Here is a 26,655-nt window from a genome sequence, read left to right as displayed (position 1 = left end):
CGGGTCGATGTGACCCTGCGAGCAACCTCCCGGCCCTCTTTCAGCGCAGCGATCCATGCATCGATGGCTTCCGCCTCGTCGGGAAACCGGTCCTTGAGATCGCGCGCCTGCGCTTCGTAAGGGCGCGACAGAGCCAGCGGGGCGGTGTCACCGATGTGCAGATTGTCATAGACCGCCCCATCGAGGCCAACTCGATCGGCGTGTCCGACAACCAGTCCAGAATGCGGTGCTCGCGATCTTCTGGGGCGACGCAGTTGAGGTAGTGGATACCCGCATCCCATTGAAACCCATCGATCGTGAAGCTGTGGGTCAGGCCGCCGAGTACCTCGTATTGCTCCAGCAGAAGCACCTTGTGTCCGACCTTGGACAGCGCGGCCGCAGCGGTCAGCCCGCCCATGCCGGATCCCACGACGATGGCATCCCACTCGTTTTGGTGTCGATCGGTCATCTTGATGTCCTCCAGGTATCGACGATTTCGAAAGTAAGGCCCGCGTGTTCGGACAGGCGGTCGCGCAGGCGTGGCCCCATCGCCGAGGCCGGCGTCCAGACGCCGCCGCCGACGGGCAGATCTTCGGTATCTTCGACAAGGCAAATGGCCGCCTCGGTCAGCATCAGCGTCGTCGAGCGAACGCCGGGGTCGCCTTGTCCGGTGATACGGGCCAACAGAACGTCGCCGTCACGCGCCTTGCCCACCAGCACGATCTCGTATGACCCGGTCTCGCGCACTTCGCGGCTTGGGCCTTCGCCGGACTTCGGCAGGACGTGCCGTTGCAGCCATTCCCGCAACAAAGGCCTCGCCATGGCCTTCAGGAAAAGCCGGCCGAACACGGTGTCGCGCATCGCGGCTGCCCAGCCACTGAGACCGCCCCGTGTAAGGGCCGTCTCCTCGTAGCTGAAGTCATGTCCGTAGGGATACCCCATGATCGCGTTGCTGCGCCGGACCACCTTGGCGTTCATCGGCCCCATGAAATAGGGCTTGGTCCAGGCCCGAAGCTCCGCGTCCCATGTCACTTCCAGCGGCATCATGCGGTCCGGGCCGTCGGGCCCGTCGCGCGCACCCTCGGGGCAGAGGGCATAGGGGTCAAGTGACAGCTTTTCGAAGCCGGGGTCGGTTTCGCGCAGCTTCATGGCGTTGACGAAACTCGCAGCGGTGCCACCGCTGAAGGCGCCCTTCATCCGCGTCACGCGGGTCGCGACATGCTGGCAGGGCGCGCCGAACCGGGTCATTGCGGCCGCTTGCAGGAACTGCACCCCAAGGTCCGATGGGACGGAGTCGTGCCCGCAGGAATGCACGATGCGCGCACCGGTTTCTCGGGCGCGGTCCTCGTGCAGGTCGATCATCGCCCGCATCCACTGCGGCTCCGCCGTCAGGTCGCAATAATTCGTGCCGGTCCCGACACAGGCGGCCACCAACGCACTTCCATGAAGCGCGAAGGGCCCGACCGTCGACACGACCACGCGCGTCCGGGCGGCCATCGTCTGCAGGAATGCGCCGTCGTGGCTGTCTCCGACAAGGATGGCCTTCACGGCGTCCTTGCCGGGCAAGCTGTCGCGCGTGACCTCCAGCTTCTCGCGATTGCGCCCGCCGATGGCCAGCCTAAGGCCGCGTTCCCCGCATCGCCGCGCCAGATGGTCCGCCGCGCGGCGTCCAGTGGCGCCGGTGGCGCCCCAGAGCACGATGTCGAATTCGCGGTCCGCCATGGCCCGACCGCCGCTATCGCGGCGTACCGCTTTCGCTGTCGCGTGCACGGTGCAATGCGCGGTCCGTCGATGCGCTGGCGGTATTTGTCCCGCCCGGCATCGCCTCGTGCCCGCTGGCCGCCTGATGTCGCTCCGGACATTCCATGTTCCGGGCCCTCCGATGGTGTGGTGCTGATGGTCAAGCCTGGGCCGCGTCTCGGACGGGCGCATTGAGGGAAATCAAGGACGGCGACGGCACGGCCAAGATCCTCTCAGCTTTGGGCGAGAAACCTGCGACACTCGCAGGATGGAAAGCCGCGACACCATGAAGGCGGTGGCCATCGACGGCTATGGCCACGTTGAACCCTTGGCCTCGCCGCGCTTTCCAGAGGCAGGTAACCGCATCGCGGACCTTCTCGGTCTGTGCAGCGAATGGCCGCTCTCCGCCCTTTGTCGCGCCGCGATCAGCAACCGCCGGTCAAGTCTCTGACAGATTCCGCGCCAAGCAGACGGCCCATTCTGGGTGAAGTCCAGCTGTTGCTCAGGAACCGAAACTGGGCCTGAAACTTGCCAAAAAAGTGGGAGAAGAGGTCGAAAAGCTTTCGCTCTCGCGCTCACGGCTCAAACCGCGGAAACGAGCGCATGTTCTTAGCATTTTTTTGAAACTGGGAGACTTTTTGAAACTGGGAAACTCGGCGGCTCCGACTCCGAGATCATTTTTCGCGCCAACTCCGAGAACGCGCGACATCAGGATCGCTTGGTCAGCATTGCCGCGGAGGAACAGCTCACTGGGGTGCTTTCGGCCTCAAACCGGCCATTTCGCCCTGCCGCAGCTATCCAACAGACCGCGGTCAACATCCGGCGATATGCCTTGCTCTTTTCGCCGCGTATGGCCCTGAGCGGACCTTCCCTTGCTGCGCTTTCGATGCCCGCATTCTCTAAAGTCTTTGCCAGTCATGCCTTCCGCCGCTCTTGCCGGATATCCGTGAGACAGGCCGAACGCGACGAACCGAAGGGCGCCTGTCGCTCGCGGTCAGGAGAGGCTCGCCCGGATCGCCCGCGCCAGATGCGCCGAGGCGATGACTCCGTCGATCAGCGGAACGCGGGTTCTCTCGAAGAGATCGGCGCGCAGATGCGACATACCTGCGCAACCCATTGCGACCGCGCGCGCGCCGTCTCTCCCGGCTGCGGCAATCTCCTCGGAGAGGCGCGCGCGGACCGGCTCTGACCCCTCTTCGACGGCCAGCACCGGGACGCCACTCGCGCGCACCGCGATGCACGCGCCTGCAAGCCCGTACTGCGCGATATTCTCCTCGAGGACGGGTACGGACACCGGCAGCGTGGTCACCACCGAGAACGCCCCGAACGCCAGCGCGCCGATCACATAGGCGGCCTGACCGATCCCGATCACCGGGCAATGCGCGGCGGCGCGCAGCTCCTCGAGCCCGGTATCGTCGAAACAGGCGATCACGATCAGATCAGCGCCAAGCATCTTCGCGTCGGGCAGCAGTTTCTTCAGTCCGATCACCGCAAGCGCGCCATCCTCGGGTCCCTCGATGGCGGGTGGCCCTTCCGCATTCGTCCAGCCGACGATCTCGGCGTCCGGCAGCGCGGCCCGCGCGATGTCCACGATCTGATCGGTCATCGACGCCGTCGAATTCGGATTGATGTAGAGAATGCGCATCTGGGATCAAACGCCTTTCCCGGCATCCGATCCAAGCCGTGCGCGCCGCCGCGCCATGATCCATGCGGCGATCAGGAACGCGCCGATGATCAGCAGCGAAAACGCTGTGGTCAGGGTGCCGAGGGCATAGACCACGGGCGTCGTCACATTCGTCGTCATGCCGAAGATCTCGAGCGGAAGCGTGTTGTAGCTGCCTGCGGTCAGAAGCGTGCGCGCGAATTCGTCATAGCTCAGCGTGAAGCCAAACAGCGCAACCCCGATCAGCGACGGCGCGATGATCGGCAGCACCACGAAGCGGATCGTCTGCCATGCGCTCGCACCCTGATCGCGCGCGGCCTCCTCGAAGCTTTTATCGAACCGGTTGAAGACCGCGAACATGATCAGAAGGCCGAAGGGCAGCGTCCATGTCAGCTGCGAGCCGAAGCCCGAGGTCGCCCAATGCACTTTCAGCCCAAGTTGGTTGAAGATCAGCCCCACCCCCAGCGAGATCAGGATCGAGGGGATCACCAGCGAGGCGATCGTCAGGTAGAACAGAATGCCGGAGCCCGGGAATTTCTTGCGAAACGCGAGGCCCGCCATGACCGAGACGACGACCGTCGTCACCATCACCATCAACCCGAGCATGAAGGACCGCCGGAACGCGCCCCAGATATCGCCCACTGCCTGCTGCTGGAACAGCTCGTGGAACCAGTTGAGCGACACGCCCCGCATCGGGAAGGTCAGCCCGCCTTCCGGCCCCTGAAAGCTCAGGATGCCGATGGTGATCGTCGGCCCGTAAAGGAACAGCACGAAAAGCGCGAAAATGACGGTCAGGACGTAGAAGCTGCGCGGACGTTTCTCCATGGCTCAGAGCTCCTTGCGGATGTTGACGAAGCGCAGCAGGATCCCGATGACGATCAGCACGGTGCAGAGCAGCACCACCGCCGTGGCGGCCGCGGACGGGTATTGCAGCAACGCGATATCGTTGGAAATCAGCCGCCCCACATTGGCCCGCTGCGAGCCGGACATGAAGCGCACGGTGATGAAATCGCCCATCACCAGAGTCAGGACGAAGATCGTGCCGATCATGATGCCGGGTTTGGTCAGCGGGATGATCACATGAACCAGCGTCTGGAACCCGCTCGCACCGTTGTCGCGCGCCGCCTCGATCAGGTTGCGGTCGATCCGCATCATCGTGTTGAAGATCGGGACCACCATGAACAGCGTGTAGAGATGCACGAAGGCGAGGATCACCGAGAAGTCGGAATAGAGCAGCCACTCCAGCGGCTGGTCGATCACCCCCCATGAAATCAGCGTCTGGTTCGCGATCCCGTTGCGCCCGAGGAACGGGATCCACGAGATCATGCGGATGATGTTCGAGGTCCAGAACGGGATCGTACACAGCAAAAACAGCGCGATCTGCATCGTCTGGCTGCGGATGTGAAAGGCGAGGTAATAGGCGACGGTGAAGCCGATCGCGAGCGTCATCGCCCAGGTCAGGAAGGCGTATTTGAAGGTCGCGGCGAAGACCTTGTAGGTCACCGGCGAGCCGAACAGGAACTCGTAATTCTCAAGACTGAAGGCCGGGATGATCGAGAATTCGGTCGCCTGCCAGAAGCTGACGATCACGATGGTAATGATCGGCGCGACCAGAAAACCCAGCAACACCACCGTCAGCGGCGCTGCCTGCATCCATCCCGTCACCGTCTCGCGGGTCACTTTCATCGCGATCCTGCCCTTCGACTTGGCTCAAATATCCTCGGGGGGTGTGGGGGGCGGATAGCCCCCCACCACGGTCATCACGAGGCGATGAACTCGTTCCACTTGCGAACCATGTACTGGTTCTCGTCCATCACGGCGTTCCAGCACGCGACATGGCCCATGCGGTCGTAGAAGGAGCCGCCGTCGCGGGTCTCGCCGGCTTCGGCCAGCTTGTCGCCGGTCGGGCTGGTGATGACATCGGTCGCGGGCTTGCCTTCGAACCAGTAGCCCCACTCGTTGTCCGACATGAAGTCCTTCGAGGTTTCCGGCACGGCCGAGTAATAGCCCTGACGCATCAGGTAGCCGCCGACCCAGCCCGAGAGATACCAGTTGATGTATTCATAGGCCGCATCGAGCTCCATGCCCGAGAGCGACTTGGACAGGCCGAGACCGCCACCCCAGCTGCGATAGCCCTCTTTCAGGGGCTGGTAGACGCAGTCGATGCCACGCGATTTCACCGCGGTGATCGCGGGCGACCACATCGACTGGATCACCACTTCGCCCGAGGCCATCAGGTTCACGCTCTCGTCGAAAGTCTTCCAGAAGGCGCGGAACTGGCCGTTCTTCTTCGCCTCGGTGAAGATCGCCATGGTCTTGTCGATCTCCTCGCGGGTCATGTTGCCCTTGTCGCCATACTGGATCTCGCCCATCGCTTCGCAGACCATGGCCATGTCCATGATGCCGATCGAGGAGATGTCGAGGATCGAGGCCTTGCCCTTGAACTCGGGGTTCAGCAGCTCGGTCCAGCTTTCGATCGGGCGACCGATCAGGTCGGGACGGATGCCCAGCGTGTCGGCGTTGTAGATGGTCGGGATCAGCGTCATCCAGCCGGTTTCACTCTCGGCGAAGGTGGTGCCGCCGGGGCCCTCGACGAAGCCCACGGTCGAGGGCGCGGTGCCCTGCGCGATCTCGCTGTCGGGCGTCAGCTTGCCGGATTTGAAGATGCCGACGATCTTGTCGTAATTCTTGATCTTCGAGGTATCCATCGCCTGCAGGTTGCCGGTCGGCCAGACCTTCTTGCAGATCCAGTATTCGATATCGGCGATGTCGAAGTTGTCGGGCTGGGTGGCCGCGCGCTGGGTCACCGCGTCGGAATCGAGCGCGGTCATCTCGAGCGTGAAGCCAAGGTCTTCCTTCACCTTCGTGGCCACGTCATTGAGGTTCGACACGCCGGTGCCGAACTGGCGCAGCGTGATGTTCTTGATTTCCTGCGCCCAGATCATCGGCGCGGGCAGGGCGGAGGCGCCAAGCGCGGCGGCCCCGGTTTTCAGAATCGAGCGGCGGGTATAACCGGTTTTCGACATTGTCACGTATCCCTCTGTTGGAGTGTCGATTTCAGGCACGGAGGCGGTGCAGCCGCCCCTCATCCCAAGCAAGGCGCACTTGCTCGCCCGGGTTTATGTTGTCGGAGTAGAAGGCTTCGTCGCTCATCAGTGCGATGATCGGCTCCTGGCCCTCGGCCTGGGCGGTCACCGCGACGCGGTCGCCCTGATATTCGATCGCACTGACCGTCGCGGGCATCCCCTCGGGGCCAAGCCGCACCGCATCCGAGCGGATCGCATGGAGTTTTCCGTCGAGCGTGACCACGTTGTGGCCGCCCATGAAGCGCGCCACGAATTCGGTCCGGGGCGTGTTGAACACTTCGCGGGCCGGTCCGGCCTGTTCGATGACGGCGTTGTTCATGACCACGACCTCGTCGGCGAGCGCGAGCGCCTCGTCCTGCCCGTGGGTGACATGAAGGAAAGTGATGCCGAGCTCGCGCTGCAGCCGCTTGAGCTCGGCACGCATCCGCACCCGCAGGAAGGGGTCGAGTGCGGAAAGGGGTTCGTCGAGCAGCAGCACTTCCGGTTCGGTGACCAGCGCGCGCGCCAGCGCGACGCGTTGCTGCTGTCCGCCGGAGAGCTGCGTGGGAAGACGCTCGGAGAGATGCGCCATATCGACGAGTTCGAGAAGCTCCATCGCCTTGGCATGGCGCGCGGTCTTGTCGACGCCCTTCATCCGCAGCGAGAACGCGACATTGTCCTTGACCGAAAGGTGCGGAAAGAGAGCGTAGTTCTGGAACATCATTGCCGTGCCCCGCTTGGCCGGGGGCAGGGCGGAGACATCAACGCCGTTCAGGCGGATCGCGCCTTCGCTCACGCTTTCATGGCCCGCGATCATCCGCAGCGTCGAGCTTTTGCCGCAGCCCGAGGGGCCGAGCAGGCAGACATAGCTGCCCGGCGCGAAAACATGGTTGATCTCGTCCACCGCGACCGTGTCGCCGTAGCGCTTCGTCAGATTCACCAGTTCGAGATCATGTGCCGTTCGCATCGCATCGCTTCCTTTTGATCTGGATTCAGCCTTCGGTGCGAACCGGACCGCTCGCCATCATTTTCCGAGCTCACGGTGCCGTGAATCCGACCTTGCCTCGAATTTGAGCAGAAAAATTTTCTGCATGCGCAAAATTACGACACAACATTGTATACAATCCGAATCGGAGCGATCCAGCTTGTCCTCCGCGGATCGCCCGGGGCATCGTGTGAGCGAAAGGACCTCAAGATGAACGAACCGCTCCCCGCCGCCCCGATGCCCGATACGATCGCCAATGATCTGGCGCTCGCGATTCACGAGCATCGTCTGATGCCGGGCACAAAGCTGTCAGAAGAGGAGCTGGGGGAGATCTATGGCGTTTCGCGAACCATCATCCGCGCCGCCTTGCAGCGGCTGGCCCATGACCGGTTGGTGGAGCTGAAGCGCAACCGCGGGGCCTATGTCGCGCAGCCAACCGTCCGCGAGGCGCGCGAGGTGTTCGAGGCGCGCGCTCTGCTCGAGCCGCGCACCGCGCGCTCGGCCGCCGAGCGGATCACCGAGGACGACCTCGCGGCCCTTCAGCGTCATATCGACGAAGAGCATGCGGCGATCGACGAGGGCGAGGCGGGCCGGGCGCTCTTTCTCTCGGGGCAGTTCCACCTCGAGATCGCGCGGATTGCCGATCAGGCCACGATCACCGAATTCATCACCCAGCTGGTCGCGCGGTCTTCGTTGATCATCGCGCTCTATTGGCACAGGCGCGGGGCCCTCTGCGAAAGCCATGCCCACCATGCTTTGATGCGCGCCTTCGCGGAACGCGATGCCGACTTGGCGGAAGAGCTGATGAAAAACCACCTTCTCGACCTCCTCAGTTCTCTCGACTTGCGAAACCGCTCGTCCGCCCCGGCGAGCTTGCGGGAGGCTTTGGGCGCATGAAGCTGCGCAATGCCGATCTGTCAGAGCTGGAGACGGTTCTCGACTGGGCCGCCGCCGAGGGCTGGAATCCCGGCCTCGCGGATGCCGAGGCGTTCTACGCAGCCGATCCCCAAGGGTTCTTTGTCGCGGAGGTGGCAGGCGCGCCTGTGGCCGCGATCTCTGTGGTCAATCACGATGCGAAGACCGCGTTCTTGGGTCTCTATATCTGCAAACCCGAGATGCGGGGGCGCGGCATCGGGTTTGCCCTGTGGCAACATGCGCTGCGCCATGCGGGAGATCGCAGCGTCGGCCTCGATGGAGTGGCCGCGCAGCAGGACAATTACGCGCGCTCCGGGTTTCGGCGTCAGGGCGCGAGCTTGCGGCTCACGGGCTTGCTTTCGCGCGAAGACGACACAGGCGTCGTGCTGGCCGAGCCCTCTGACCTAGAGCACCTCATTGCGCTCGATGCGCAGGCATCTGGCGTGCGGCGGGACGCATTTCTGAGCCGCTGGCTTGCGCCCGGCCCATCCCGCCAGACCGTCCGGCTCAGCGATGGCAGGGGCTTCGCGACCGTGCGGCAATGTCGCGAGGGACTCAAGATCGGGCCCGTCATCGCCGAGCATAGCGAAGATGCGATGCGGCTGGCACGCGCCGCTGCGAGCCGGTTTCCGACCGCGCCAGTTTCGATCGACCTTCCGGACAGCAACGCGCCACTCAGGGCCCGTCTGATGGACTGCGGCTTCGCCCCGGCTTTCGAGACGGCGCGCATGTATCGCGGCACCGCTCCGAAGACGACCGCGTCCTTGCAAGCCATCGCAACGATGGAGCTCGGTTAAGTAAGCGGCGTCTTCAATCGAGACGGATGCTCACGTCGGAGCAGATGGCATCAGCGGCGCGGGAACGATTGCTGCCGGCCCAATCCCACCCTTGTGTCTGATACGGCGAATGGCAGGTCACGGCCCCACTTCAGACGTCGGCGTGCCTGCCTCTTGCTCTTTGATCATTCCCGAGAATCTGCGCGCCGCTTTTCGCGGCGGTCTAGGCCTCCGGGGCGGATCCGGCGGTGAACCCTTTGCGCGCCGTCGTCGCGGCGGCGTGCAGGTGGGTCTGCATTGCGGTCTCCGCCCAATTCGGATCGCCCGAGCAGATCGCGTCGGCGATTTCCTGGTGATGCGCGGCGGAGCGTTGGATCGCGGCTTCGTCATAGCTGTGGAAGGTGCGCGCGACGAGGGCGAGGTTCACCACGAGCGACAGCATCGCCTCCAGCCGCGGCGAGCGCGAAGCCACGAGGATCAGCTGGTGGAATTCGCGGTTCGCTTCGGTGATCTCGCGGAAATCGGCCTCGCTGCGCGGCGGCACATGGTTCGCCATGCGTTTGGCCAGCCGTTGCAGCTCGGCGCATTCGGCCTCATTGGCAAACCCCGCGGCACGCTTTGCGGCATAGGATTCCAGCAATAGGCGGATTTGGAAGATCTGCTCGATCTCGTCGGGGCCGAGGCCCACGACACGCAGACCGGGGCCTGCCTCCCGGGTCAGCAGCCCTTCGAGCAGAAGTCGCTTCACCGCCTCGCGGATCGGGGTACGCGACATCTCGAGACTCTGCGCGATCTCGGCCTCGGTGACGCGTTCATTCTCGGCGTAATGGCCGGAGAAGATGCGCTTGCGAATGGCAAGATAGGCCTGCTCGGCGGCGCCGATCCTTTCGCCGCCTTCCTCCCGGTGTCCCATGTCGCCCCCTCCTTCGCCAGATCAGGTCGTCTGAGGTTTCGGGAAGCCGCCCGCTTTCATGAGCATCCCCGGCACCTCGTGCCCCACTGCACTCTCGAGCGCCTTTGCGGCCTCGATCGCCTTGTCCAGATCGTATCCGGTTGTAATACCGGAGCGCTCGAACATGTAAACAAGATCCTCGCTCGGCACATTCCCGGTCGCGCGCGGGGCGAAGGGACAGCCGCCGACACCGCCGAGCGCCGCATCGAAAGAGCGCACGCCCGCCTCGTAGCCCGCCCATGCATTCGCCAGCCCCGTATTGCGGGTGTTGTGGAGATGCAGGCGGATCGGCAGGTCGGGGTGGCGCTCGCGCACGGCTGCGACCCGTTCGGTGACGTCGCGCGGCGAGGCCACGCCGATCGTGTCGGCCAGCGTCAATTCGTCGGGCGGCGTCTCCATCACCTGATCGAGCACCCAGATCAGCCGCGAGACCGGAACCTCGCCCTCGAAAGGACAGCCGAAGCCCGCCGCGAAGGTCACGTTCGTCTTCTGCTTGCCCTTCGCGCCGGCTGCGATGTCGCGCCATTGTGCGATGCCGTCCTCGGTCGACATGCCCTGATTGCGCTGGCTGAACGTGTCGCTGAGAACGATCGCGTAGTTGATCTCGTCGACCCCTGCCGCTTGCGCGCGCACGAAGCCGCGATGGTTCAGCACCAGCCCGATATAGCACATCCCCTCGCGCGGCAGCCGGGCGCAGATCTCTTCGGCATCGGCCATCTGCGGCACCTTCTTCGGATGGACGAAGCTCGTGATCTCCACCCGGCGCGCGCCGGCACCGATAATGCCCTGCAGAAGCTCCAGTTTTGTATCCATCGAGAGGATTTGTTTCTCATTTTGGATACCATCCCTCAGGGAAACATCCACGATTTCAACATTATTGTCCAAGTTTTCGCCCTCCCGAAGAAAAATTGTTGCCATGCAACTTTAAAAATGTATGCATTATTTTTGAGGAGAGTCGAGTCCGCTTTGGTGGGTCGGCGTGAGGAAGAGGAAGAGATACCCTATGGCCACGAAGGCAGAAACCGCGCGTAGCGGGCCGCTTAATGATGTTCGCGTGCTCGAGATGGGGCAATTGCTGGCAGGACCTTTCTGCGGGCAGTTGCTTGCCGATTTCGGTGCCGAAGTCATCAAGTGCGAGCAGCCCGGCTCCGGCGATCCGCTGCGGGTCTGGGGGCAGGAAAAACCCTATGGGAAATCGCTCTGGTGGCCGGTTGTCGGGCGCAACAAGAAATCGCTGACGCTGAACCTGCGCACCGAAGAGGGGCAGGAGATCGTGCGCGAGCTGATCCGCTCGACCGACATTCTGATCGAGAATTTCCGCCCCGGCACGATGGAGCGCTGGAACCTCGGCTATGAGGATCTGAAGAAGATCAACCCGCGCCTGATCATGGTGCGCGTCACTGGCTTCGGCCAGAGCGGCCCGTATTCCAAGCGCGCAGGTTATGGCGCGATCGGCGAGGCGATGGGCGGTCTGCGCTATGTCGTGGGCGATCCGTCGACGCCGCCGAGCCGCATGGGCATCTCGATCGGCGACGAGCTCGCGGCGGTTTATGCCTGCATGGGGGCGCTGATGGCGCTGCATGCGCGCGAACGCACCGGGCAGGGCCAGATCGTCGACAGCGCGATCTACGAGGCGGTGCTGGCGATGATGGAAAGCACGGTCAGCGAATATGACGTCGCAGGCTACGTGCGTCAGCGGACCGGCGCGACCCTGCCGAATGTCTCCCCTTCGAACGTGTTCGAGACCCGCGACGACAAGCTGCTGCTGATCGCTGCCAATCAGGACACGGTGTTTCGCAGGCTTGCCACGGCGATGGGGCAACCCGAACTGGCCGAGGACGAGCGCTATGCGACCCATTCGGCGCGCGGCCAGAACATGCGCGCGCTCGATGGCAAGATCAACGAATGGACCAAGACGCTCGATCTCAAGCCGCTGGAGGAGGTGCTGCACGAACATGGCGTGCCTTGCGGTCTGATCTACAGCGCCGCTGAAATGATCGACGATCCACATTTCCAGGCGCGCGAGGCAATCGTGGAGCTGCCGCATCGCGATTTCGGCTCGATCAAGATGCAGAACGTCGCGCCGCGGCTGTCAGACACGCCAGGCGAGATCCGCCATGTCGGCCCCGAACTGGGAGAACACACGGAGGAAATTCTGGGAGGTGAGCTTGGCATGAGTTCCGACCGTATCGCGGAGCTGCGCGAGGCGGGGATCGTCTGAGCTTTTCGTTCGGCGCGTGCTGTGGAGGAGCGGCGCGCGGCGGGCAGTGATGGCATTTCGCCAGACAAAAGGCCGGCAAGGAGGTCGGCACTCATTGGGAGGACTATCATGAAATCTTATGCAATTGCCGCGATGCTCGTGGGCAGCGCGCTGATCGGCACTACCGGTCAGGCGATGGCCGAAAAGACCCTGCGCGCGACCGTTCAGGTGTCGGTCGATCACCCGATCGGCGCGAACCTCGTGACCTTCAAGGACGAGGTCGAGAAACTCTCGGACGGCGATATCAAGGTCGAGATCTATGACAGCGCGCAGCTCTTCAAGGGCAGCGAAGTTCCGAAGGCCGTGGCGAGCGGCGCGATCGATATGGGCGTCGTGCTGGCGGACGAATATTCCGGCACCGTGCCGGCCGCGGGTCTTTTCAGCGAGCCCTTCCTGTTCCCGAGCTACGACGTGCTCGCGAAGGCCGCCGAACCCGACAGCCCCGTGCGCAAGACCTTCGACAAACTGATCGGCAAGACCGGGACGAAAGTGCTCTGGTGGCAGGATTACGGCCCCGTGCAGATCCTGTCGAAGGACGAGCCGATCCGCACGCCCGCCGACATGAAGGGCAAGCTGGTGCGTGCGCTCGGCAAGCCTTCGGGCGACTTCATCGAGGCCGTCGGCGGCACCCCGGTCGTGATGGGCGGCTCCGAGCAGTTCATGGCCTATCAGCGCGGCACCGTCGATATCGGCATGAGCGGCACGACCGCCACGAAATCGCGCAAGCTCTATGAGGTGATGAACAACGTCACGATGACGAACCACGCGCTGGCAGAGTTCATCGTGGTCATCAATCCCGACGTCTACGCCTCGCTGAGCGACGAGGAAAAGGGCTGGGTCGATCAGGCCGCCCATGATGCCGAGATGTCGATGCGGGCCAATACCCGGAAGCAGAACGAGGACGCCGCGAAATGGCTGCAGGAAAGCGGCAATGCCACGGTGACCGACCTGACCGACGATGAGATGGAGCAGTGGCGCAAGGCTTCGGCCCCGGCGATCGACATCTACATCAAAGATGCGGGCGATGTCGGCCAGAAGCTGGTCGACGAAGTCCGCGCGCTCTACTGATCGCGGCCCCGCGCCATGATGGATGAGCACATTCCTCAGCGGCCGGAGACCCCTTCGGGGGGCTCCGGTTCGCCGGACGGTCCGCGCGCGCTGCGGGCCGTCGACGCTGTTTCCTCCATCGCGGCATGGGGGGCCGATATCGCCATCGTCGCGATCTGCTGCATGGTCAGCTACGAGGCGCTCGCACGCTACATTCTGCACGCGCCGACGCGCTGGACGGCGGATGTCGCAACGACGCTGATGCTGTGGCTGACCTTTATCGCGATGGCGCAAAGCCTGCGTCATCGGCGGATGATCCGGATCACCGCACTGATTTCACATCGCAGCCCCAATGTCGCACGGCTGGTGGAGCTGTTCTCGCTGCTCGTCATTGGCGGCTTCTCGGTGCTCGCGGTCTGGCTTTGCTGGGGCGAGCTGATGGAAAGCGTCGAGATGGGGCGGCGCACGGCGAGCATGCTGCAGATGCCGCAATGGATCGTCGAGGCGCCCGTCGTGCTGGGCTACGCGCTGCTCGCGCTGCAGGCTTTCGCGGATGCGGCCCGGCTCTGGATGCGGCCACCACCCGAATTCAGCCATTCTGAAGATCCAGAATTTCACGAAGACGAAGGGCAGGGCGCATGATCCCGGTTTTGATTATCCTCGGGCTGATCGCCTTGCTGCTGACCGGTCTGCCCGTCGCTTTCGGTCTCGCGACTTTCGGCACGTTGCTGATCGTGCTCAAAGGGCTGCCGCTTGCGCTGATCCCCTCGAACCTCTTCGGCGGGGTCAATGACTTCGTTCTGCTCGCGGTGCCGCTTTTCTTGCTGATGTCCAACATCCTGCTGCGTGGCGGGGTCGGGCGCGATCTGTTCGTGGCGCTGCAAAGCTGGGTCGGGCATCTGCCCGGCGGCTTGGGCATCTCCGCGCTTCTGTCCTGCGGCGTCTTCGCGGCGATCTCGGGCAGTTCCGTCACCACCGCCGCGACCGTCGGCACCGTGGCGATCCCCGAGATGACGAAACGCGGCTATGGCAAATCCTTCACCCTCGGCCTTCTGGCCGCCGGAGGCACGTTGGGCATCCTGATCCCGCCCTCGATCCCGCTGATCGTCTATGGCGTGATCGCCGAGGAGAGCATCGGCAAGCTGTTTCTCGCCGGGATCGGTCCGGGCCTCGCCCTGATCTTCGTCTTCGGCATCTACGCGGTTTTCGCCGCCACAATCGGCTCGCGCGCCAGCGCCACACCGAAAGCCACCTGGCCCGAGCGCCTACGTGCGAGCCGGCGCGCCATGCCGACCGCAATCCTCGCGGTGATCATGCTGGGCGGCATCTATTCCGGCGCCTTCACGCCCACCGAAGCCTCGGGCATCGGGGCCTCGGTCGCGCTGCTGATCACGGTTCTGCAACGCTCGCTGAGCTGGAGGGGCTTTTTCGCAGCGGTGCGGGATTCCGTGATGACGACCTCGGTGATCTTCCTGATCGTCATCGGCGCGAAAATTTTTGGCCGCGCGATCACGCTCTACCAGATCCCCGCGCAGGTCGCGCATATGTTCGAGTTGGCGGGCGACAACCGCTGGGTCTTCCTGCTGATCGTGTCGATCATCCTGCTCTTTGTCGGGCTGTTCCTCGAGAGCATGTCGATGCTGCTGATCATGGTGCCGGTGTTCCTGCCGACCGTGATCGGGCTGGGAATCGATCCGATCTGGTTCGGCGTCTATTTTGTCCTGTTGATCGAGATCGCGCTGATCACACCACCGGTCGGGCTCAATCTCTTCGTCATACAGGCGATCGCGAAGACCGGGATCGGCACGGTGATCAAGGGGGTGACGCCCTTCGTGCTGCTGATGCTGCTCATCGCGGTGACGATGTGCCTGATGCCCGGCCTCGCGCTGTTCATTCCGTATCGCCTGTGACCGGTCCGGGAAGTGCGACATATTGCGGGTCCGCGCCCGCAGCGTGCCCCGCACGCTTGGGGCGCGGGAGTTGTCGGGGCCGGGGAGGGCCGTGACGGAGCCGCGAATACAGATGGTCAGGGAGAGACCAGAGGGAGGAGAATATGCGTCTTGGATTTTCACAGGATAGGCCCACCGGATGATTGAACCTGTCATCGTGGTGATTGCCTTGATCGGCCTGATCGGCATCGGCGCGCCGATCTTTCTCGCGCTGGGCGCAAGCGGTCTGCTCGGGTTTTGGATGGCGCGCGGGTCGCTCGCCTTTTTCTTTGCGCCGACGTCGTTTTTCGGCCAGCTCAACGCGTTCGAACTGATCGCGCTGCCGCTGTTCATCCTGATGGGCAACCTGCTGGGCGCGACGCCGGTGGGTAAGAACCTGTTCCGCGCGGCAGCTCTTTGGCTGCAATGGCTGCGCGGCGGGCTGGCGATTGCGACGGTGGGCGCTTCGGCGATCTTCGGTGCGGTGTCGGGCGTATCCGTGGCGGGTGTCGCGGCAGTGGGCTCCATCGCGGTGCCGCAGATGCTGGAGCGCGGCTATTCGCGCGGTCTCGCGGCAGGCTCGGTCGCCTCGTCGGGGGCGCTTGCGATGCTGATCCCGCCTTCTGTCCCCTTCATCATCTACGGCGCGGTATCTGGCGTCTCGGTCGGCTCGCTTTTCATCGGGGGCATTCTGCCGGGGATCGCGCTGGCGGCGGCGCTGTCGCTCTACATCTACATCCGTGTGCGGCTGAAGCCGGAACAGGCCCCACGAGAGGAAGGCCCGGCCCCGGCAATGGGCGAAAAACTGAGGTCGCTCGCAGGCATCTGGCACGCGCTGCTGCTTGTCGCGATCGTGCTCGGCTCGATCTATACCGGCATCGCCACGCCATCCGAGGCGGCCGCCTTCGGCGCGCTGGGCGCGTTCGTGATCGCGGCTCTGGTGTTCCGCGCACTGACATGGCGCAGCTTCGGGCTGATCCTGGCCTCCTCGGTGAAGGTCTCCAGCGCGATCCTTCTGATCATCGGCTGCGCGAAAATCTTTGGCGACTATCTCAACCTGGTGCGGGTGCCCGAGCTCGTGGCGGAGAGCCTGACCTCGACCAACCTGCCGAACTGGGGGATCCTCGTGATCCTGATGGTGGCGCTGATCCTACTGGGGATGCTGGTCGATGCCGTGTCGCTGATCGTCGTGACCACGCCGATCCTGCTGCCGCTGATCCAGACGCTCGGCTACGACCCGCTCTGGTTCGGCATCATTCTGGTGATGAATCTCGAGATCGCGGTGGTCACGCCGCCGGTGGGGCTGAACCTCTACGCGCTGCGCGGAGTGTGCCCGATGCTCAGCGTCGAAGAAATCGTCCGCTCCATCGTGCCCTTCGTCGCGGTGCAATTCGTCATGCTGATGATCTTCGTGCTGTTCCCCGGGATCAGCCTCTGGCTTCCGAGCCTGCTGTGACCGGATCGTTTTCTGCAAGTTCAAAGGGAGGAGAACTTAAAATGACGCAGACAAGACGCAATTTCCTGAAAACCGGAGCCGCACTCATGGGAGGGAGCGCGGTTCTGGGGATGGCCGGAAGCCCGGCATTCGCGAACACCACGCTGACCGGGGTGAGCTACCTGCCGCCGAGCTACAAGGCGCTGTCCTACGGGTCGGCGGGCTTCGTCGAGCGGCTGAACAAAAGCGATGCCGTGACGGTCGACTACTACGACAGCGCGAAGCTGCTGAAGGCCGACGAGCAATTGCCCGCCCTGCGCGCAGGCACCATCGACTTCATGTTCCACACCACGAGCTACATCACGCGCTCGGTGCCGATTCTCGGCGTGACCGGTCTGCCCGGCGTCGTCGAAGAGCTCTACGAGAACCCCGACCGCCTGAAGAAAGGCAGCCCGCTGTTCGACCTCATCAACGAGCAACTGGCGAAGGAAGACCTCTATATGGTCTCGATGATGGGCAACATCCTGCAGCCGGAATACATCTGGTCGAGCGCGGATGCCCCGGTCCGCTCGATCGCCGACGTGAAGGGCAAGAAGGTCCGCGTCGTCAGCTTCGAAGGCACCAAGGTCATCGAGAATTTCGGCGGCGCGGCGGTGCGTCTCCCGTCCTCGGAGCTCTATCTCGGGCTGCAGCGCGGCACGGTCGATGCGGCGGTGGCCAATATCTCGACGATCATCGGGCGCTCGCTGCAAGAGCAGCTGCACCATGTCTACAAGCTGCCGATCACCGGCTTCGGGATCGGTCTGTTCGTCACGCCGAAGCGTTGGGAGGCGATGGACGCCGACACCAAGGCTGCGTTCGAGACCGCCGCCGACTGGTTCGATGCCGAGGGCGCGAAATACTCCAATGACGTCATTTACAAGGACGAATATTGGCCCATGGTGGAGGAGGCGGGGATCGAGGTGATCGAGCCCTCGGAGGAAGATCTTCAAGCGCTGACCAAGTCGGCCGAAGAGGTCCGCGCGGCCTGGATCGACGAGGTCGGCAAGGATCTCGGCGAGCGTGCCATCGCGCTTGCGACCGGTCAGGCGAGCTAAAGGGGAGGGCGCCGTGAGGACGATTTTCAACCGTATCGTGCGCGGGACGCGGTTCCTTGGTCAGCTGGTGCTGGTCTTCATGGTTCTGACGATCTGTTACGATGCGATGATGCGATACATCTTCGCGGCGCCGACTTCCTGGTCGCTCGAGATCAACACGTTCCTGATCGTCTATGTCGCCGTCATGGTGGCGGCTGACGTGCAGCGAACGGACAGCCATATCCGGATCACCTTCTTCGTCGAGAACGCCCGGCCCCTCGTCAAACGGGGCACGCAGGCGATCATCGCGCTGGCCGGGATGGCGTTTGCGGGGATCATGACGTGGCGCGGCTTCCTGATGACCTATCAGGCATGGGACTATGGCGAGCGGGTGTCGTCGAGCTTCGGCACGCCGATGGTGATCCCCTACGCTTTGATGCCGATCGGCTTCGGCACGCTTGCGCTGCAATTCCTGTTCGACTTTCTCGACGCCACGATCTGGCCGGATCGCGGGGGGGACAAGAAGCATCAGGAGCTTCAGGAAGTCTGAACCGCATCAGCGGCGTGCTCCGGGAATGTACAGGTGCGTCCGATCAGGCGACGAGATCAAGCGCGATCGGCTCGATCTGTTGAGGGATCGTTTGCCGGCCATCCACTTCTCGCATTTCGATCTGGCTCGATGCCATCAACGCCCACGGGAGCATCGGCACGGTTTCCGCGAAAGGGAACACTGTCTGGGCCTTGATGCGGTGGTGGAATTTCTCGTTCAGCCGCAAAGCCGACATTGGGGTCGAACGCAGCGAGAGGCTGCTCTCCGCGCTTTTCGTCGCGCCGCGATCAAAGGCTGCCGATCGAGTCTCTGACCGAGCCAGTGCCAAGCAGACGGCCCATTCTGGGTGAAGTCCTGCTGTTGCTCAGGAACCGAAAATGGGCCTGAAACTTGCTAAAAAGAGTGAACAAAGGCGCGAGAATCTCTCGTGCCCGCCTTGAAGGCCGAACCCTCAGAAACGAAGCCTAATGGGCGTTTTGCGGAAACTTATGGGCAGCGCGAAGCATTACGCGCTGCCCTACTGAGTCTGTAGGCGCGTGCGTAGTGTTTCGCCCTCACCTTTGTGATTTCAATGGGTTAGACGAGCCTTTGCGCACAAAGGATTTCGCGGATTACGCACAAAGGTTTTCGCGGCCGGACTTCAACCCACACTCGCTACTGGTAGTGCCTTACCCGTTCTGAATTCTACTCTTTTTACAGGGAGCATGGAAGTGCACTTGCTCCTCGCAGCAGTTTCCCGGTTTTCACGAGAACTGGCAAGAGTACACCCTTGGGTTGCGTGCGTCAGCTGCGCAGGAGCTTTCTGCCGTCCGGCGCACGTGCTCGCGCCTCGCCGCGGCCTCCACGGCCAGTCGACCGGAAGGGCGGGAACCGGACATTCGCTGCGCTCGCCTCGAAAGTCCGGTTCGAGCTAAAGTCGGGAGGGAGCGCCTGTGCGTCAGTGTTGGCGCTCGCCCCGTCTTCCGCATTCACTTCATCCCAAAATCCGAGAGCGTGATACCGTCGTCACCGTTCTTGTCCAGCTTCACGAACCAGGCCTTCGTGCCCTCCTGAAACTCGTCACGGCTGACACGGCCATCCCCGTCCAGATCGCTATTCTCCAGGGTCATCCCATCGGCGACTTTCTGCATCTGAGCGCGTTGCGCGTTCTGGTAATTGGCAACGTCCGCCGCCCGCGCCTCGTCGAAAAGCACATATTCCTCGGCATCGAGAGCGCCATCATCATTGGCGTCGAAGCTGCTGAAGACGTTGCCGCGCATCTCTTGCAGTTCGGTGAGCGTGGCGGTGCCGTTGCCGTCGAGATCCCAGGCTTGCATGAACTGATCGCCGGGCGTGGTCTGGGCGAGGGCTGCACTTGCAGCAAGAAGGAAAGTCGCGGTGAGAAGCGGGAGTTTCATGGGAAGTGTCCTTTGTTTTTCAGGGGCGATTGGCCCGCGCCACAGCGCTGCGTGGAGGGCACGGGCGTCGTCGGGATCAGAGTGCGGGACGGATCATCCGCGCCATCACGTTGTTCTTGAGAACGAGGCGGTGGAACGGCACCGCAAGCACATGCAGGACGATCAGCGCGAGCAGCGCGACCTTGAGCACGTTATGGATCTGCGCGGCCACGACGATATCGCCGAACCAAGCGGCAAGACCGGTGACCGACATTGCCGCGATCAAGGCGTAGAACGCCCAATGTGCGAGATGCGACAGGGTCTTGAGCGGGCCGGGTTCGTTTTCGGGCGGGGGCGGTGCGCCACGCTTGAGCCGCAACGCGAAACGCCAGACAACCAGCGCGAGGATCAGCCCGCCACCCACGACATGCGCGAGGATCAGCGGATCGAAGTCATAGCTGATGCCTTGGCGGATTTTGCTCCAGGCACCTGCGATGGAGTCCTTGAAGATATATTGTCCCGCGATCAGCGCGGCCACGCCCCAGTGGAGCGCGATCTGGGTGACGGAATAGCCTTTGACTGTCATCTTTCACATCCTCTCTGAGCCGTGGAGCGGGCCAATCCGGCCCGCTCTCAGGGTGTTTATTGCGCGGTCTCAGGGGCTGTCGGCGCGGCGGTGGGCGCCTGCATCGCCTGCATCCGGGTCATCATCTGCACCGGGAAGGTCAGTTCCTCGGCCGAGAGCTGTCCGTCCTTGTCGGCGTCGAGCATGGCGAAGGGGCGCTCGGCAAAGCCGCGGGTCGCCTCGGCGAAGAGGGCCTCGAACTCGGGCTGCGACAGCGTGCCATTGCCATCCGCGTCATGCTTGGCCTGCAGTCCGGCGATGCCTGCCTTGGCTTCCTCGGGGCTTACCGCGCCGTCGGCATCGGTGTCGAAGGACTTGTAGAGCGCGCTATCGGTCATCGGATTGCCGCCCATCGGGCCGTGGCTTCCGAACGATGCGCGCTGCATCATCGCAGGACCGCCTTTGTCATGCATCATGCGCATCATCTGCTGAGGGCCCCAGTTGCCGTTCGGGCCGAACCCCCCTGCGATGGCGGGGATGGACAGGGCGCCGATCACGGCGGCGGTGGCGGCAGCACCAAGGGTCAGGATCGTCTTGCGTTTCATCGTCTTGCCTCTTCGGTTTCGCGTTTCGATGAGGCCAAGATGGGGCAGCTCTGTCGCAGGGGTGTGCCAGTTCGGGGGGAGATTTGTATCCGTTTGTCGCAAAACCTGCCGCCTGCGACGAAGCGTGACGCAAATCCTTACCTCAGCGTCCAAAATCGCGCTATGACGGGGCCATGAGCGAGCAACCCCATATCCTCGTCGTCGACGATCACCGTGAGATCCGCGATGCCGTCACGCGCTATCTCGAACGCAACGGGATGCGCGCGCAAGCCGCGCGCGACGTGACCGAGATGGATGCGGCGCTGAAGACCGGGCGCTTCGACCTCGTAATCCTCGACGTGATGATGCCGGGCGAGGACGGGCTGTCGGCCGCGCGCAGGCTCTCGGCAGCGGGTGGTCCGCCGATCCTGATGCTCAGCGCGCTCAGCGAAGAGACCGACCGCATCATCGGGCTCGAGATTGGGGCCGATGACTACCTGCCCAAGCCCTTCAATCCGCGCGAGTTGCTGGCCCGAGTAAAGGCGATCCTGCGCCGTTCCGAGCGCGCCCAGCCGATGGCGGGAAGCCTTGGCGGGCGCAAGCTGGAATTCGCGGGCTGGGTGCTCGATACCGATACGCGCGCGCTGACGCATAGCGCGGGGGGCGATCCGGTTTCGCTCACGACAGCCGAGTTCAAGTTGCTCACCGCCTTTCTCGAACGGCCCCGCTACGTGCTTTCGCGTGATCAGTTGCTCGACATCACGAGCGGGCGCACGGCAGATGTCTTTGATCGCACCATCGACAATCAGGTGAGCCGGCTGCGGCGCAAGATCGAGGCTGACCCGGCCCATCCGCAGATCATCCAGACGATCCGCGCCGGGGGCTACAGCCTTGCTGCCGACGTGCGCGAGGTGACATGAGAGCGCCCCGTCCGCAATCTTTGACCGGTCAGCTTGCGCTGCTCGTGATCGCGGCCTTCGTCGCGGCGCAGGTGCTCAGCCTCTGGCTTTTCGCCGACGAGCGGGGCGCGGCGGTGCGAGCGGCGCAGCAGGCCGAGATTCTCGAACGCAGCGCGGTGGTGCTGGACGCCATCGAGGCCGCGCAAGAGGAAAACCGCGCGGGCATTCTCGCGGCGGCCAATTCGCGGCTGGTGCGCTTCAGCACCGATCCCGCGCCGCTTGCCACGCGCGGCAATGCGCCGGTGCTCACTGAACAGTTGACGCGACTTCTGGGAGCCGATCGAAAACTGCAAGTCGAGGAAGTGGCGCTCTCGCCCCATGGTGTGCGTCGTTCCGATCCCCCGGCGGCGCTGGCCTGGCTGCGCGACCGGATGATCGCTGCCGGGATCGCGCCCGAGGAGCTGCGGATTTCGATTGCCCTGCCGGGTGGCCAGTGGCTGAACACCCGCGCCGAGTTTCAGCGCCCCGATATCCAGCTTCCGCCCGTGATCCTCGGCACCACGTTCCTGTCGCTCCTGTTGATCCTCGCGGCGCTCTGGTTCGGGCTGCGCCGGATCACCGACCCGCTGCGCAAGCTCGCGACCGCCGCAGACGGGTTCGGAATCGATGCCCCACCGCCCGCAATGCCGCAGGATGGGCCGCGCGAGGTTCAGGCGCTCTCGGAAGCGCTGGAACGCATGCAGGCGCGGCTGTCTGCGATGATCGCGGACAGGACTCGAATGCTCGCAGCGCTCGGCCATGATCTGCGCTCGCCGATCACCGCGCTGCGCCTACGCGCCGAGATGGTGGATGACGATGAGACCCGCGAGCGCATGGTGGTGGCGCTCGACGAGATGCAGGAGATGGTCGAGGCGACCCTAGCCTATGCACGCGGTGTCTCCCCTGACCAACCTCTGGAAAGCGTGGACCTGTCGGAGCTGCTCACGGATCTGGTGCGCGATCTATCCGCGCAGGGGCCGGAGGTGCAGCTGACACAGGCCGCGCCCTTGCGCGCCGAGATCAAGCGCACGCCGCTGCGGCGTGCCTTGCGCAACCTGATCGAGAATGCGCAACGCTATGGCGGTGCGACGCAGGTGACGCTGCGCCCGATGGGCAAGTCCATCGAGATCGTTATCGAGGATGACGGTCCCGGAATACCGCCCGAGGACCTCGAGCGCGTTTTCGACCCGTTCACGCGGCTCGAGGCGTCGCGCTCACGCGAGACCGGCGGCACAGGGTTGGGTCTGTCGATCGCGCGGGCGATCCTGCGCGCTCATGGCGGCGATGTCACCTTGGAGAACCGCGTCGAGGGCGGCTTGCGCGCCCGCGTGCGACTGCCGCTCGAGGCCGCCTGAGCCTCAGAACCGGGTGCCCCAATGCGGGTGCAGGTCGTCGATCACCAGCGGATGGCGGTGCGTGCGATGGCCCTGAAGATGCGGATGATCAGGCGAAAGATTGTCGTGGCGATGTTCCAGCGTGACCGGATCGCCGGAAGGCCAGACTCGCAGCGCCACGATTAGCCCGAGCGCTGCCAGCCCCGCCAGCCCGAGCAGTGCCGGGACCGCGCCGAACTCCGTCATCAGCCAGCCCGACAGCGGGTAGGCCACCAGCCAGCAGGCATGGCTCAACGCGAACTGCGCGGCGAAGAGCGCGGGACGGTCTTCGGAATGGGACGAGCGTTTCAGCAGTCGGCCTGACGGCGTCAGCACCGCGGAATATCCGACGCCCGTCGCCAGCCATGCAGCGAGCAGCAAGGGCCAGCTCAGCCCGATGGCCCAGATGGCCAAGGCAAGGCCGACGAGAGCGCCGATCATCACACCGGCGCCGGACAGCATCACAGGGCGATCCGCCACACGATCAAGGAGGCGCGGCAAGCCGAGAGCCGCCAGCATCGACCCCGCCCCAAAGGCGAACATCGTCCACGCCAGATCGCTTTCCGAGAGGTTGAGGCCACCCCGCACCAGCACGACCGAGTTCACCAGAACCATCGCGCCCGCCGCCGCAGCCGCGAGGTTCACCGCGAGAAGCCCACGCAGCCGGGGCGTTGCAAGGTAGATCCGGATGCCGCGCGTGGTCCGATCGTAGATGCCGCGCCGGGTCGCGGCCTGCGGGCTCGGAAGGATCACCGACACGACCAGCAGCGCCGAGCCTACGAACCCCGCGACCGTGCCGAGAAACAGGCTGTTATAGCTCATCACCGCGAGGAGGAGCCCGGCGAGAGTGGGGCTGACGATATTCTCGAGGTCGTAAGCCAGTCGGGAAAGAGACAGCGCGCGAGTATAGCGCTCTTCCTCCCGCAGCACATCCGGCAGCGTCGCCTGAAATGTCGGGGTGAAGGCGGCCGAAGCCGATTGCAGCACAAAGATCAGTGCATAGACTTGCCAGACTTCAGTCACGAAGGGCAGCGCCAGCGCCGCGCATGCGCGGACAAGGTCGAGCGTGACCAGCAACGCCCGCCGGTTCACCCTGTCGGCGAACGCTCCCGCGACCGGCGCGATCCCGACATAGGCGACCATCTTGATCGTGAAGACCGTGCCCAGCACCATCCCCGCATTGTCCCCCGCGAGATCGAAGGCCAGCAGTCCGAGCGCCACCGTGGCGAGCCCGGTGCCCAGAAGCGCTACGATCTGCGCGGCGAAGAGGTGGCGATAGGTTCTGTCAGCGAGGATGGAGAGCATGGGGCACTCATAGATATCGGGAAATGGCCTTGCGTTCCGCCCGCTCTGCTTCGTCCTCTGCGTCGAGACAGTGATCCAGATGATCATGGATCAGAGCCTGCTTGGCGCTCCGGATTGCACGCTCTACAGCCTGCAATTGCTGGGCAAGCTCAAGGCAAGACCGCCCGTCTTCGATCATGCTGATGACCGAGTGCAAGTGCCCTTCGGCGCGTTTCAGCCGGGTTGCGACTTTCGAATGACTTGCGTGGAGGTGCGGTTCTGTCATAGCAATGGGCTAACCTCCCCGGGAGGATAGTGCAAGACATCGCATAAGATGCATGGGCAGAGTGAGGCAGCGTCGAAGATGAGCTGGAAGGAAAGAGGAGCGCGCATCGCGGCACGGCTTGCGGCCGTGGCTGCTTGCCTTTCCCTCGTCCTCTGGACGGTGATGCCGAGCGCCTCTCACATCCCCCGTCTCGTCGAGACCTTGCAAGATCACGCGCAAATGATCGCAGAGCACGGCCACTCGCACGGGCTCGAAGAAGATCTCGCATGGGCTCTGCATGGACATGACCATGAGGGCACTGACCATGATCACGGTCACGCCGTTCTGCCGAGTGGTCCTTCCAGCCAATTAGAGCACACGCGCCTTGCGACCTGGCGCGGGATTGCGCGGTCTCATTGGTCGCCACCGGTCTTCAGACTGGATCGTCCGCCGCGGGCGTGAGGCCGGTCCCTCGCGGACCATCCCTCACTGACAACGCGGACAATCCAAGGAGACTGAAATGACTTCCGCTTTTGCGGATGACGGACGCATGCGCATAGGGCGCGCGACCGCCATCCTTACGGCCCTCTTGGCTCTGAGCCTCTGGGCGAGCGCTGCCTCGGCCCATAACGTCACCGAAGGCGACGCGGGCTATATCCAGGAAATCTGGGGCGTGAACCTGATCCCCTTCATGTATCTGGGCGCCAAACACATGGTGACCGGATATGACCATATCCTCTTCCTGCTCGGCGTCGTGTTCTTCCTCTATCGAATGAAGGATGTCGGGCTTTATGTGAGCCTTTTCGCCTTGGGGCACTCGACAACGATGTTGTTGGGCGTCTGGTTCGGCTGGGGCGTGAATGCCTATGTCGTCGATGCAATCATCGGGCTCTCGGTGGTCTACAAGGCGCTCGACAATCTCGGCGCCTATCAGCGCTGGTTCGGTTTCCAGCCGAATACCAAGCTCGCCACGCTGATCTTCGGCTTCTTCCACGGCACCGGGCTCGCCACGAAGATTCTCGATTACGATATCGCGCAAGACGGGCTTTTGCCCAACCTGCTCGCCTTCAACGTCGGTGTCGAGATCGGCCAAATCATGGCGCTCGCCATGATCCTTATCGTCATGGGCTACTGGCGTCGCAGCCCCGCCTTCCTGCGCCAAGCCTACACCGCAAACGTCGCGATGATGACCCTGGGCTTCGTGCTCATGGGCTACCAGATCACCGGCTATTTCGTCGCCTGAAAGGAGACCTGACATGTTCAATTCAAATCGACCTTCCCTCGAAGAACTGCCGAGCTCGGCCCAGCTCCTCAAATCGACTCTCATCGCGGGCATCTCCGCCGTGGTCATTCTGGTGACCGTCGTCCTGCCGGCAGAATATGGGATCGATCCGACCCGTGCAGGACGTTTGCTGGGACTGACCGAGATGGGAGAGATCAAGACCCAGTTGGCTGAGGAAGCCGAAGCGGACCGCATCATGGTCCCGGCCGTCGAGGACCAGTCGAGCCTAATCGACAGTATTCTCGGCCTTTTCGTGAGCGCGGCTTATGCAGAAGAGGCCGAACCATGGCGCGACGAAATCAGTTTCACTCTGGAGCCCGGGCAGTCGGCCGAGTGGAAGCTGCTGATGACCAAGGGGCAGGCCGCGCAATACCGGATGATCGTCGAAGGTGGCCGCGTGAACTTCGACATGCACGGGCATGGTTCGGGCGAGTCGGCAACCTACGAGAAAGCACGTGGCTCGACAGGATCAGAGGGGAGCATCCTCGCAGATTTCGACGGCCAACACGGCTGGTTCTGGCGTAACCGCGATGGAAGCCCCGTGACGGTGAAGCTTCAATTGCGCGGCGAATATGCCGAACTGATCGACGCGAGTTAAACCAAGAGCTGCCATTCCC

The 26,655-nt window shown here is 63.6% G+C and carries 28 protein-coding genes and 1 pseudogene; 14 read left to right on the top strand and 15 right to left on the bottom strand.

What is annotated here, in order from left to right; all coding sequences use genetic code 11:
• Positions 1-40 precede the first annotated feature (40 nt).
• Both AXZ77_RS19800 and AXZ77_RS18440 read right to left on the bottom strand, forming a co-directional pair.
• A complete protein-coding gene (locus AXZ77_RS19800) occupies positions 41-448 on the bottom strand; it encodes an NAD(P)-binding protein (protein ID WP_098412261.1) in 408 nt (135 codons plus the stop codon).
• Entirely contained in the window at positions 445-1,701 is a 1,257-nt protein-coding gene (locus tag AXZ77_RS18440; RefSeq protein ID WP_176536078.1) for a trans-acting enoyl reductase family protein, read from the bottom strand. Before AXZ77_RS18440 ends, AXZ77_RS19800 begins: the two co-directional genes overlap by 4 nt.
• Positions 1,702-1,987: 286 nt before the next feature.
• On the opposite strand from AXZ77_RS18440, the gene AXZ77_RS18435 reads away from it, so the two are divergent.
• Positions 1,988-2,170: a hypothetical protein gene (locus AXZ77_RS18435; RefSeq protein WP_098412259.1), complete on the top strand. Its 183-nt coding sequence runs from the start codon at positions 1,988-1,990 to the stop codon at positions 2,168-2,170.
• 543 nt (positions 2,171-2,713) lie between these two features.
• Here AXZ77_RS18435 and AXZ77_RS18430 read toward each other — a convergent pair.
• From AXZ77_RS18430 to AXZ77_RS18410, 5 genes are all read right to left on the bottom strand, one after another.
• Positions 2,714-3,364, bottom strand: a complete 651-nt coding sequence (locus AXZ77_RS18430) for an aspartate/glutamate racemase family protein (RefSeq protein ID WP_098412258.1) — start codon at positions 3,362-3,364, stop codon at positions 2,714-2,716.
• Positions 3,365-3,370: 6 nt separating this feature from the next.
• A complete protein-coding gene (locus AXZ77_RS18425) occupies positions 3,371-4,207 on the bottom strand; it encodes an ABC transporter permease (RefSeq protein ID WP_098412257.1) in 837 nt (278 codons plus the stop codon).
• A 3-nt stretch (positions 4,208-4,210) separates the two neighbouring features.
• The gene (locus tag AXZ77_RS18420; RefSeq protein ID WP_098412256.1) at positions 4,211-5,068 is read right to left on the bottom strand and encodes an ABC transporter permease; all 858 of its coding nucleotides are present in this window, start codon (positions 5,066-5,068) and stop codon (positions 4,211-4,213) included.
• A 74-nt stretch (positions 5,069-5,142) separates the two neighbouring features.
• A complete protein-coding gene (locus tag AXZ77_RS18415; protein WP_098412255.1) occupies positions 5,143-6,408 on the bottom strand; it encodes a PotD/PotF family extracellular solute-binding protein in 1,266 nt (421 codons plus the stop codon).
• Between the two features lie 31 nt (positions 6,409-6,439).
• Complete coding sequence (locus AXZ77_RS18410) at positions 6,440-7,414, bottom strand: ABC transporter ATP-binding protein (protein WP_098412254.1); 975 nt, start codon at positions 7,412-7,414, stop codon at positions 6,440-6,442.
• 228 nt (positions 7,415-7,642) lie between these two features.
• Here AXZ77_RS18410 and AXZ77_RS18405 point away from each other — a divergent pair, with 228 nt between their 5' ends.
• The gene (locus AXZ77_RS18405) at positions 7,643-8,329 is read left to right on the top strand and encodes a GntR family transcriptional regulator (protein WP_098412253.1); all 687 of its coding nucleotides are present in this window, start codon (positions 7,643-7,645) and stop codon (positions 8,327-8,329) included.
• Positions 8,326-9,144, top strand: coding sequence for a GNAT family N-acetyltransferase (locus AXZ77_RS18400; RefSeq protein ID WP_098412252.1), 819 nt, complete (start codon positions 8,326-8,328; stop codon positions 9,142-9,144). The genes AXZ77_RS18405 and AXZ77_RS18400 overlap by 4 nt, the downstream gene beginning before the upstream one ends.
• Positions 9,145-9,346: 202 nt before the next feature.
• On the opposite strand, the gene AXZ77_RS18395 is transcribed toward AXZ77_RS18400, so the two are convergent.
• Together AXZ77_RS18395 and AXZ77_RS18390 are read right to left on the bottom strand one after the other, a co-directional pair.
• On the bottom strand, positions 9,347-10,036 hold the full coding sequence (locus AXZ77_RS18395; RefSeq protein WP_098412251.1) for a GntR family transcriptional regulator: 690 nt from the start codon (positions 10,034-10,036) through the stop codon (positions 9,347-9,349).
• Between the two features lie 21 nt (positions 10,037-10,057).
• Complete coding sequence (locus tag AXZ77_RS18390) at positions 10,058-10,993, bottom strand: hydroxymethylglutaryl-CoA lyase (RefSeq protein WP_098412250.1); 936 nt, start codon at positions 10,991-10,993, stop codon at positions 10,058-10,060.
• Positions 10,994-11,078: 85 nt separating this feature from the next.
• On the opposite strand from AXZ77_RS18390, the gene AXZ77_RS18385 reads away from it, so the two are divergent.
• The 7 genes from AXZ77_RS18385 to AXZ77_RS18355 all read left to right on the top strand — a co-directional run bounded on the left by AXZ77_RS18385 (position 11,079) and on the right by AXZ77_RS18355 (position 18,371).
• Complete coding sequence (locus AXZ77_RS18385; protein WP_098412249.1) at positions 11,079-12,296, top strand: CaiB/BaiF CoA-transferase family protein; 1,218 nt, start codon at positions 11,079-11,081, stop codon at positions 12,294-12,296.
• 108 nt (positions 12,297-12,404) lie between these two features.
• On the top strand, positions 12,405-13,403 hold the full coding sequence (gene dctP, locus AXZ77_RS18380) for a TRAP transporter substrate-binding protein DctP (RefSeq protein WP_098412248.1): 999 nt from the start codon (positions 12,405-12,407) through the stop codon (positions 13,401-13,403).
• A gap of 15 nt (positions 13,404-13,418) precedes the next feature.
• Positions 13,419-14,024 (top strand): TRAP transporter small permease, encoded by a 606-nt coding sequence (locus AXZ77_RS18375; RefSeq protein WP_255266545.1) that lies wholly within the window; start codon positions 13,419-13,421, stop codon positions 14,022-14,024.
• Positions 14,021-15,292 (top strand): TRAP transporter large permease, encoded by a 1,272-nt coding sequence (locus AXZ77_RS18370; RefSeq protein WP_176536077.1) that lies wholly within the window; start codon positions 14,021-14,023, stop codon positions 15,290-15,292. The genes AXZ77_RS18375 and AXZ77_RS18370 overlap by 4 nt, the downstream gene beginning before the upstream one ends.
• 178 nt (positions 15,293-15,470) lie before the next feature.
• A complete protein-coding gene (locus tag AXZ77_RS18365; RefSeq protein WP_098412247.1) occupies positions 15,471-16,766 on the top strand; it encodes a TRAP transporter large permease in 1,296 nt (431 codons plus the stop codon).
• Between the two features lie 41 nt (positions 16,767-16,807).
• Positions 16,808-17,842, top strand: coding sequence for a TRAP transporter substrate-binding protein (locus tag AXZ77_RS18360; protein ID WP_098412246.1), 1,035 nt, complete (start codon positions 16,808-16,810; stop codon positions 17,840-17,842).
• 13 nt (positions 17,843-17,855) lie between these two features.
• Positions 17,856-18,371 (top strand): TRAP transporter small permease, encoded by a 516-nt coding sequence (locus AXZ77_RS18355; RefSeq protein WP_218000497.1) that lies wholly within the window; start codon positions 17,856-17,858, stop codon positions 18,369-18,371.
• A 43-nt stretch (positions 18,372-18,414) separates the two neighbouring features.
• Here AXZ77_RS18355 and AXZ77_RS19775 read toward each other — a convergent pair.
• From AXZ77_RS19775 to AXZ77_RS18335, 4 genes and pseudogenes are all read right to left on the bottom strand, one after another.
• Positions 18,415-18,594, bottom strand: a pseudogene (locus AXZ77_RS19775) (IS256 family transposase); the annotation flags it as partial.
• 745 nt (positions 18,595-19,339) lie between these two features.
• Positions 19,340-19,768, bottom strand: a complete 429-nt coding sequence (locus AXZ77_RS18345) for an EF-hand domain-containing protein (protein WP_098412244.1) — start codon at positions 19,766-19,768, stop codon at positions 19,340-19,342.
• Positions 19,769-19,844: 76 nt separating this feature from the next.
• Positions 19,845-20,333: a cytochrome b gene (locus AXZ77_RS18340; protein ID WP_098412243.1), complete on the bottom strand. Its 489-nt coding sequence runs from the start codon at positions 20,331-20,333 to the stop codon at positions 19,845-19,847.
• Between the two features lie 56 nt (positions 20,334-20,389).
• Entirely contained in the window at positions 20,390-20,917 is a 528-nt protein-coding gene (locus AXZ77_RS18335) for an EF-hand domain-containing protein (RefSeq protein ID WP_098412242.1), read from the bottom strand.
• Between the two features lie 173 nt (positions 20,918-21,090).
• Between AXZ77_RS18335 and AXZ77_RS18330 the strand changes: the two genes are divergently transcribed.
• Both AXZ77_RS18330 and AXZ77_RS18325 read left to right on the top strand, forming a co-directional pair.
• The gene (locus tag AXZ77_RS18330; protein ID WP_098412241.1) at positions 21,091-21,816 is read left to right on the top strand and encodes a response regulator; all 726 of its coding nucleotides are present in this window, start codon (positions 21,091-21,093) and stop codon (positions 21,814-21,816) included.
• The gene (locus tag AXZ77_RS18325; protein ID WP_098412240.1) at positions 21,813-23,189 is read left to right on the top strand and encodes an ATP-binding protein; all 1,377 of its coding nucleotides are present in this window, start codon (positions 21,813-21,815) and stop codon (positions 23,187-23,189) included. The genes AXZ77_RS18330 and AXZ77_RS18325 overlap by 4 nt, the downstream gene beginning before the upstream one ends.
• Before the next feature lie 3 nt (positions 23,190-23,192).
• On the opposite strand, the gene AXZ77_RS18320 is transcribed toward AXZ77_RS18325, so the two are convergent.
• Both AXZ77_RS18320 and AXZ77_RS18315 read right to left on the bottom strand, forming a co-directional pair.
• The gene (locus AXZ77_RS18320) at positions 23,193-24,512 is read right to left on the bottom strand and encodes an MFS transporter (RefSeq protein WP_098412239.1); all 1,320 of its coding nucleotides are present in this window, start codon (positions 24,510-24,512) and stop codon (positions 23,193-23,195) included.
• A gap of 7 nt (positions 24,513-24,519) precedes the next feature.
• Positions 24,520-24,777 (bottom strand): metal-sensing transcriptional repressor, encoded by a 258-nt coding sequence (locus AXZ77_RS18315; RefSeq protein ID WP_098412238.1) that lies wholly within the window; start codon positions 24,775-24,777, stop codon positions 24,520-24,522.
• Between the two features lie 499 nt (positions 24,778-25,276).
• On the opposite strand from AXZ77_RS18315, the gene AXZ77_RS18310 reads away from it, so the two are divergent.
• Both AXZ77_RS18310 and AXZ77_RS18305 read left to right on the top strand, forming a co-directional pair.
• Positions 25,277-25,999, top strand: a complete 723-nt coding sequence (locus AXZ77_RS18310) for a HupE/UreJ family protein (protein WP_098412237.1) — start codon at positions 25,277-25,279, stop codon at positions 25,997-25,999.
• A 13-nt stretch (positions 26,000-26,012) separates the two neighbouring features.
• Positions 26,013-26,636: a transmembrane anchor protein gene (locus tag AXZ77_RS18305; RefSeq protein WP_098412236.1), complete on the top strand. Its 624-nt coding sequence runs from the start codon at positions 26,013-26,015 to the stop codon at positions 26,634-26,636.
• Positions 26,637-26,655 lie beyond the last annotated feature (19 nt).

This window comes from Thioclava sp. ES.031 (assembly GCF_002563775.1).
Classification (GTDB): Bacteria; Pseudomonadota; Alphaproteobacteria; order Rhodobacterales; family Rhodobacteraceae; genus Thioclava.
The sequence above is the reverse complement of the archived record's forward strand: the minus strand, read 5'-3'. Positions and strand labels throughout refer to the sequence as shown.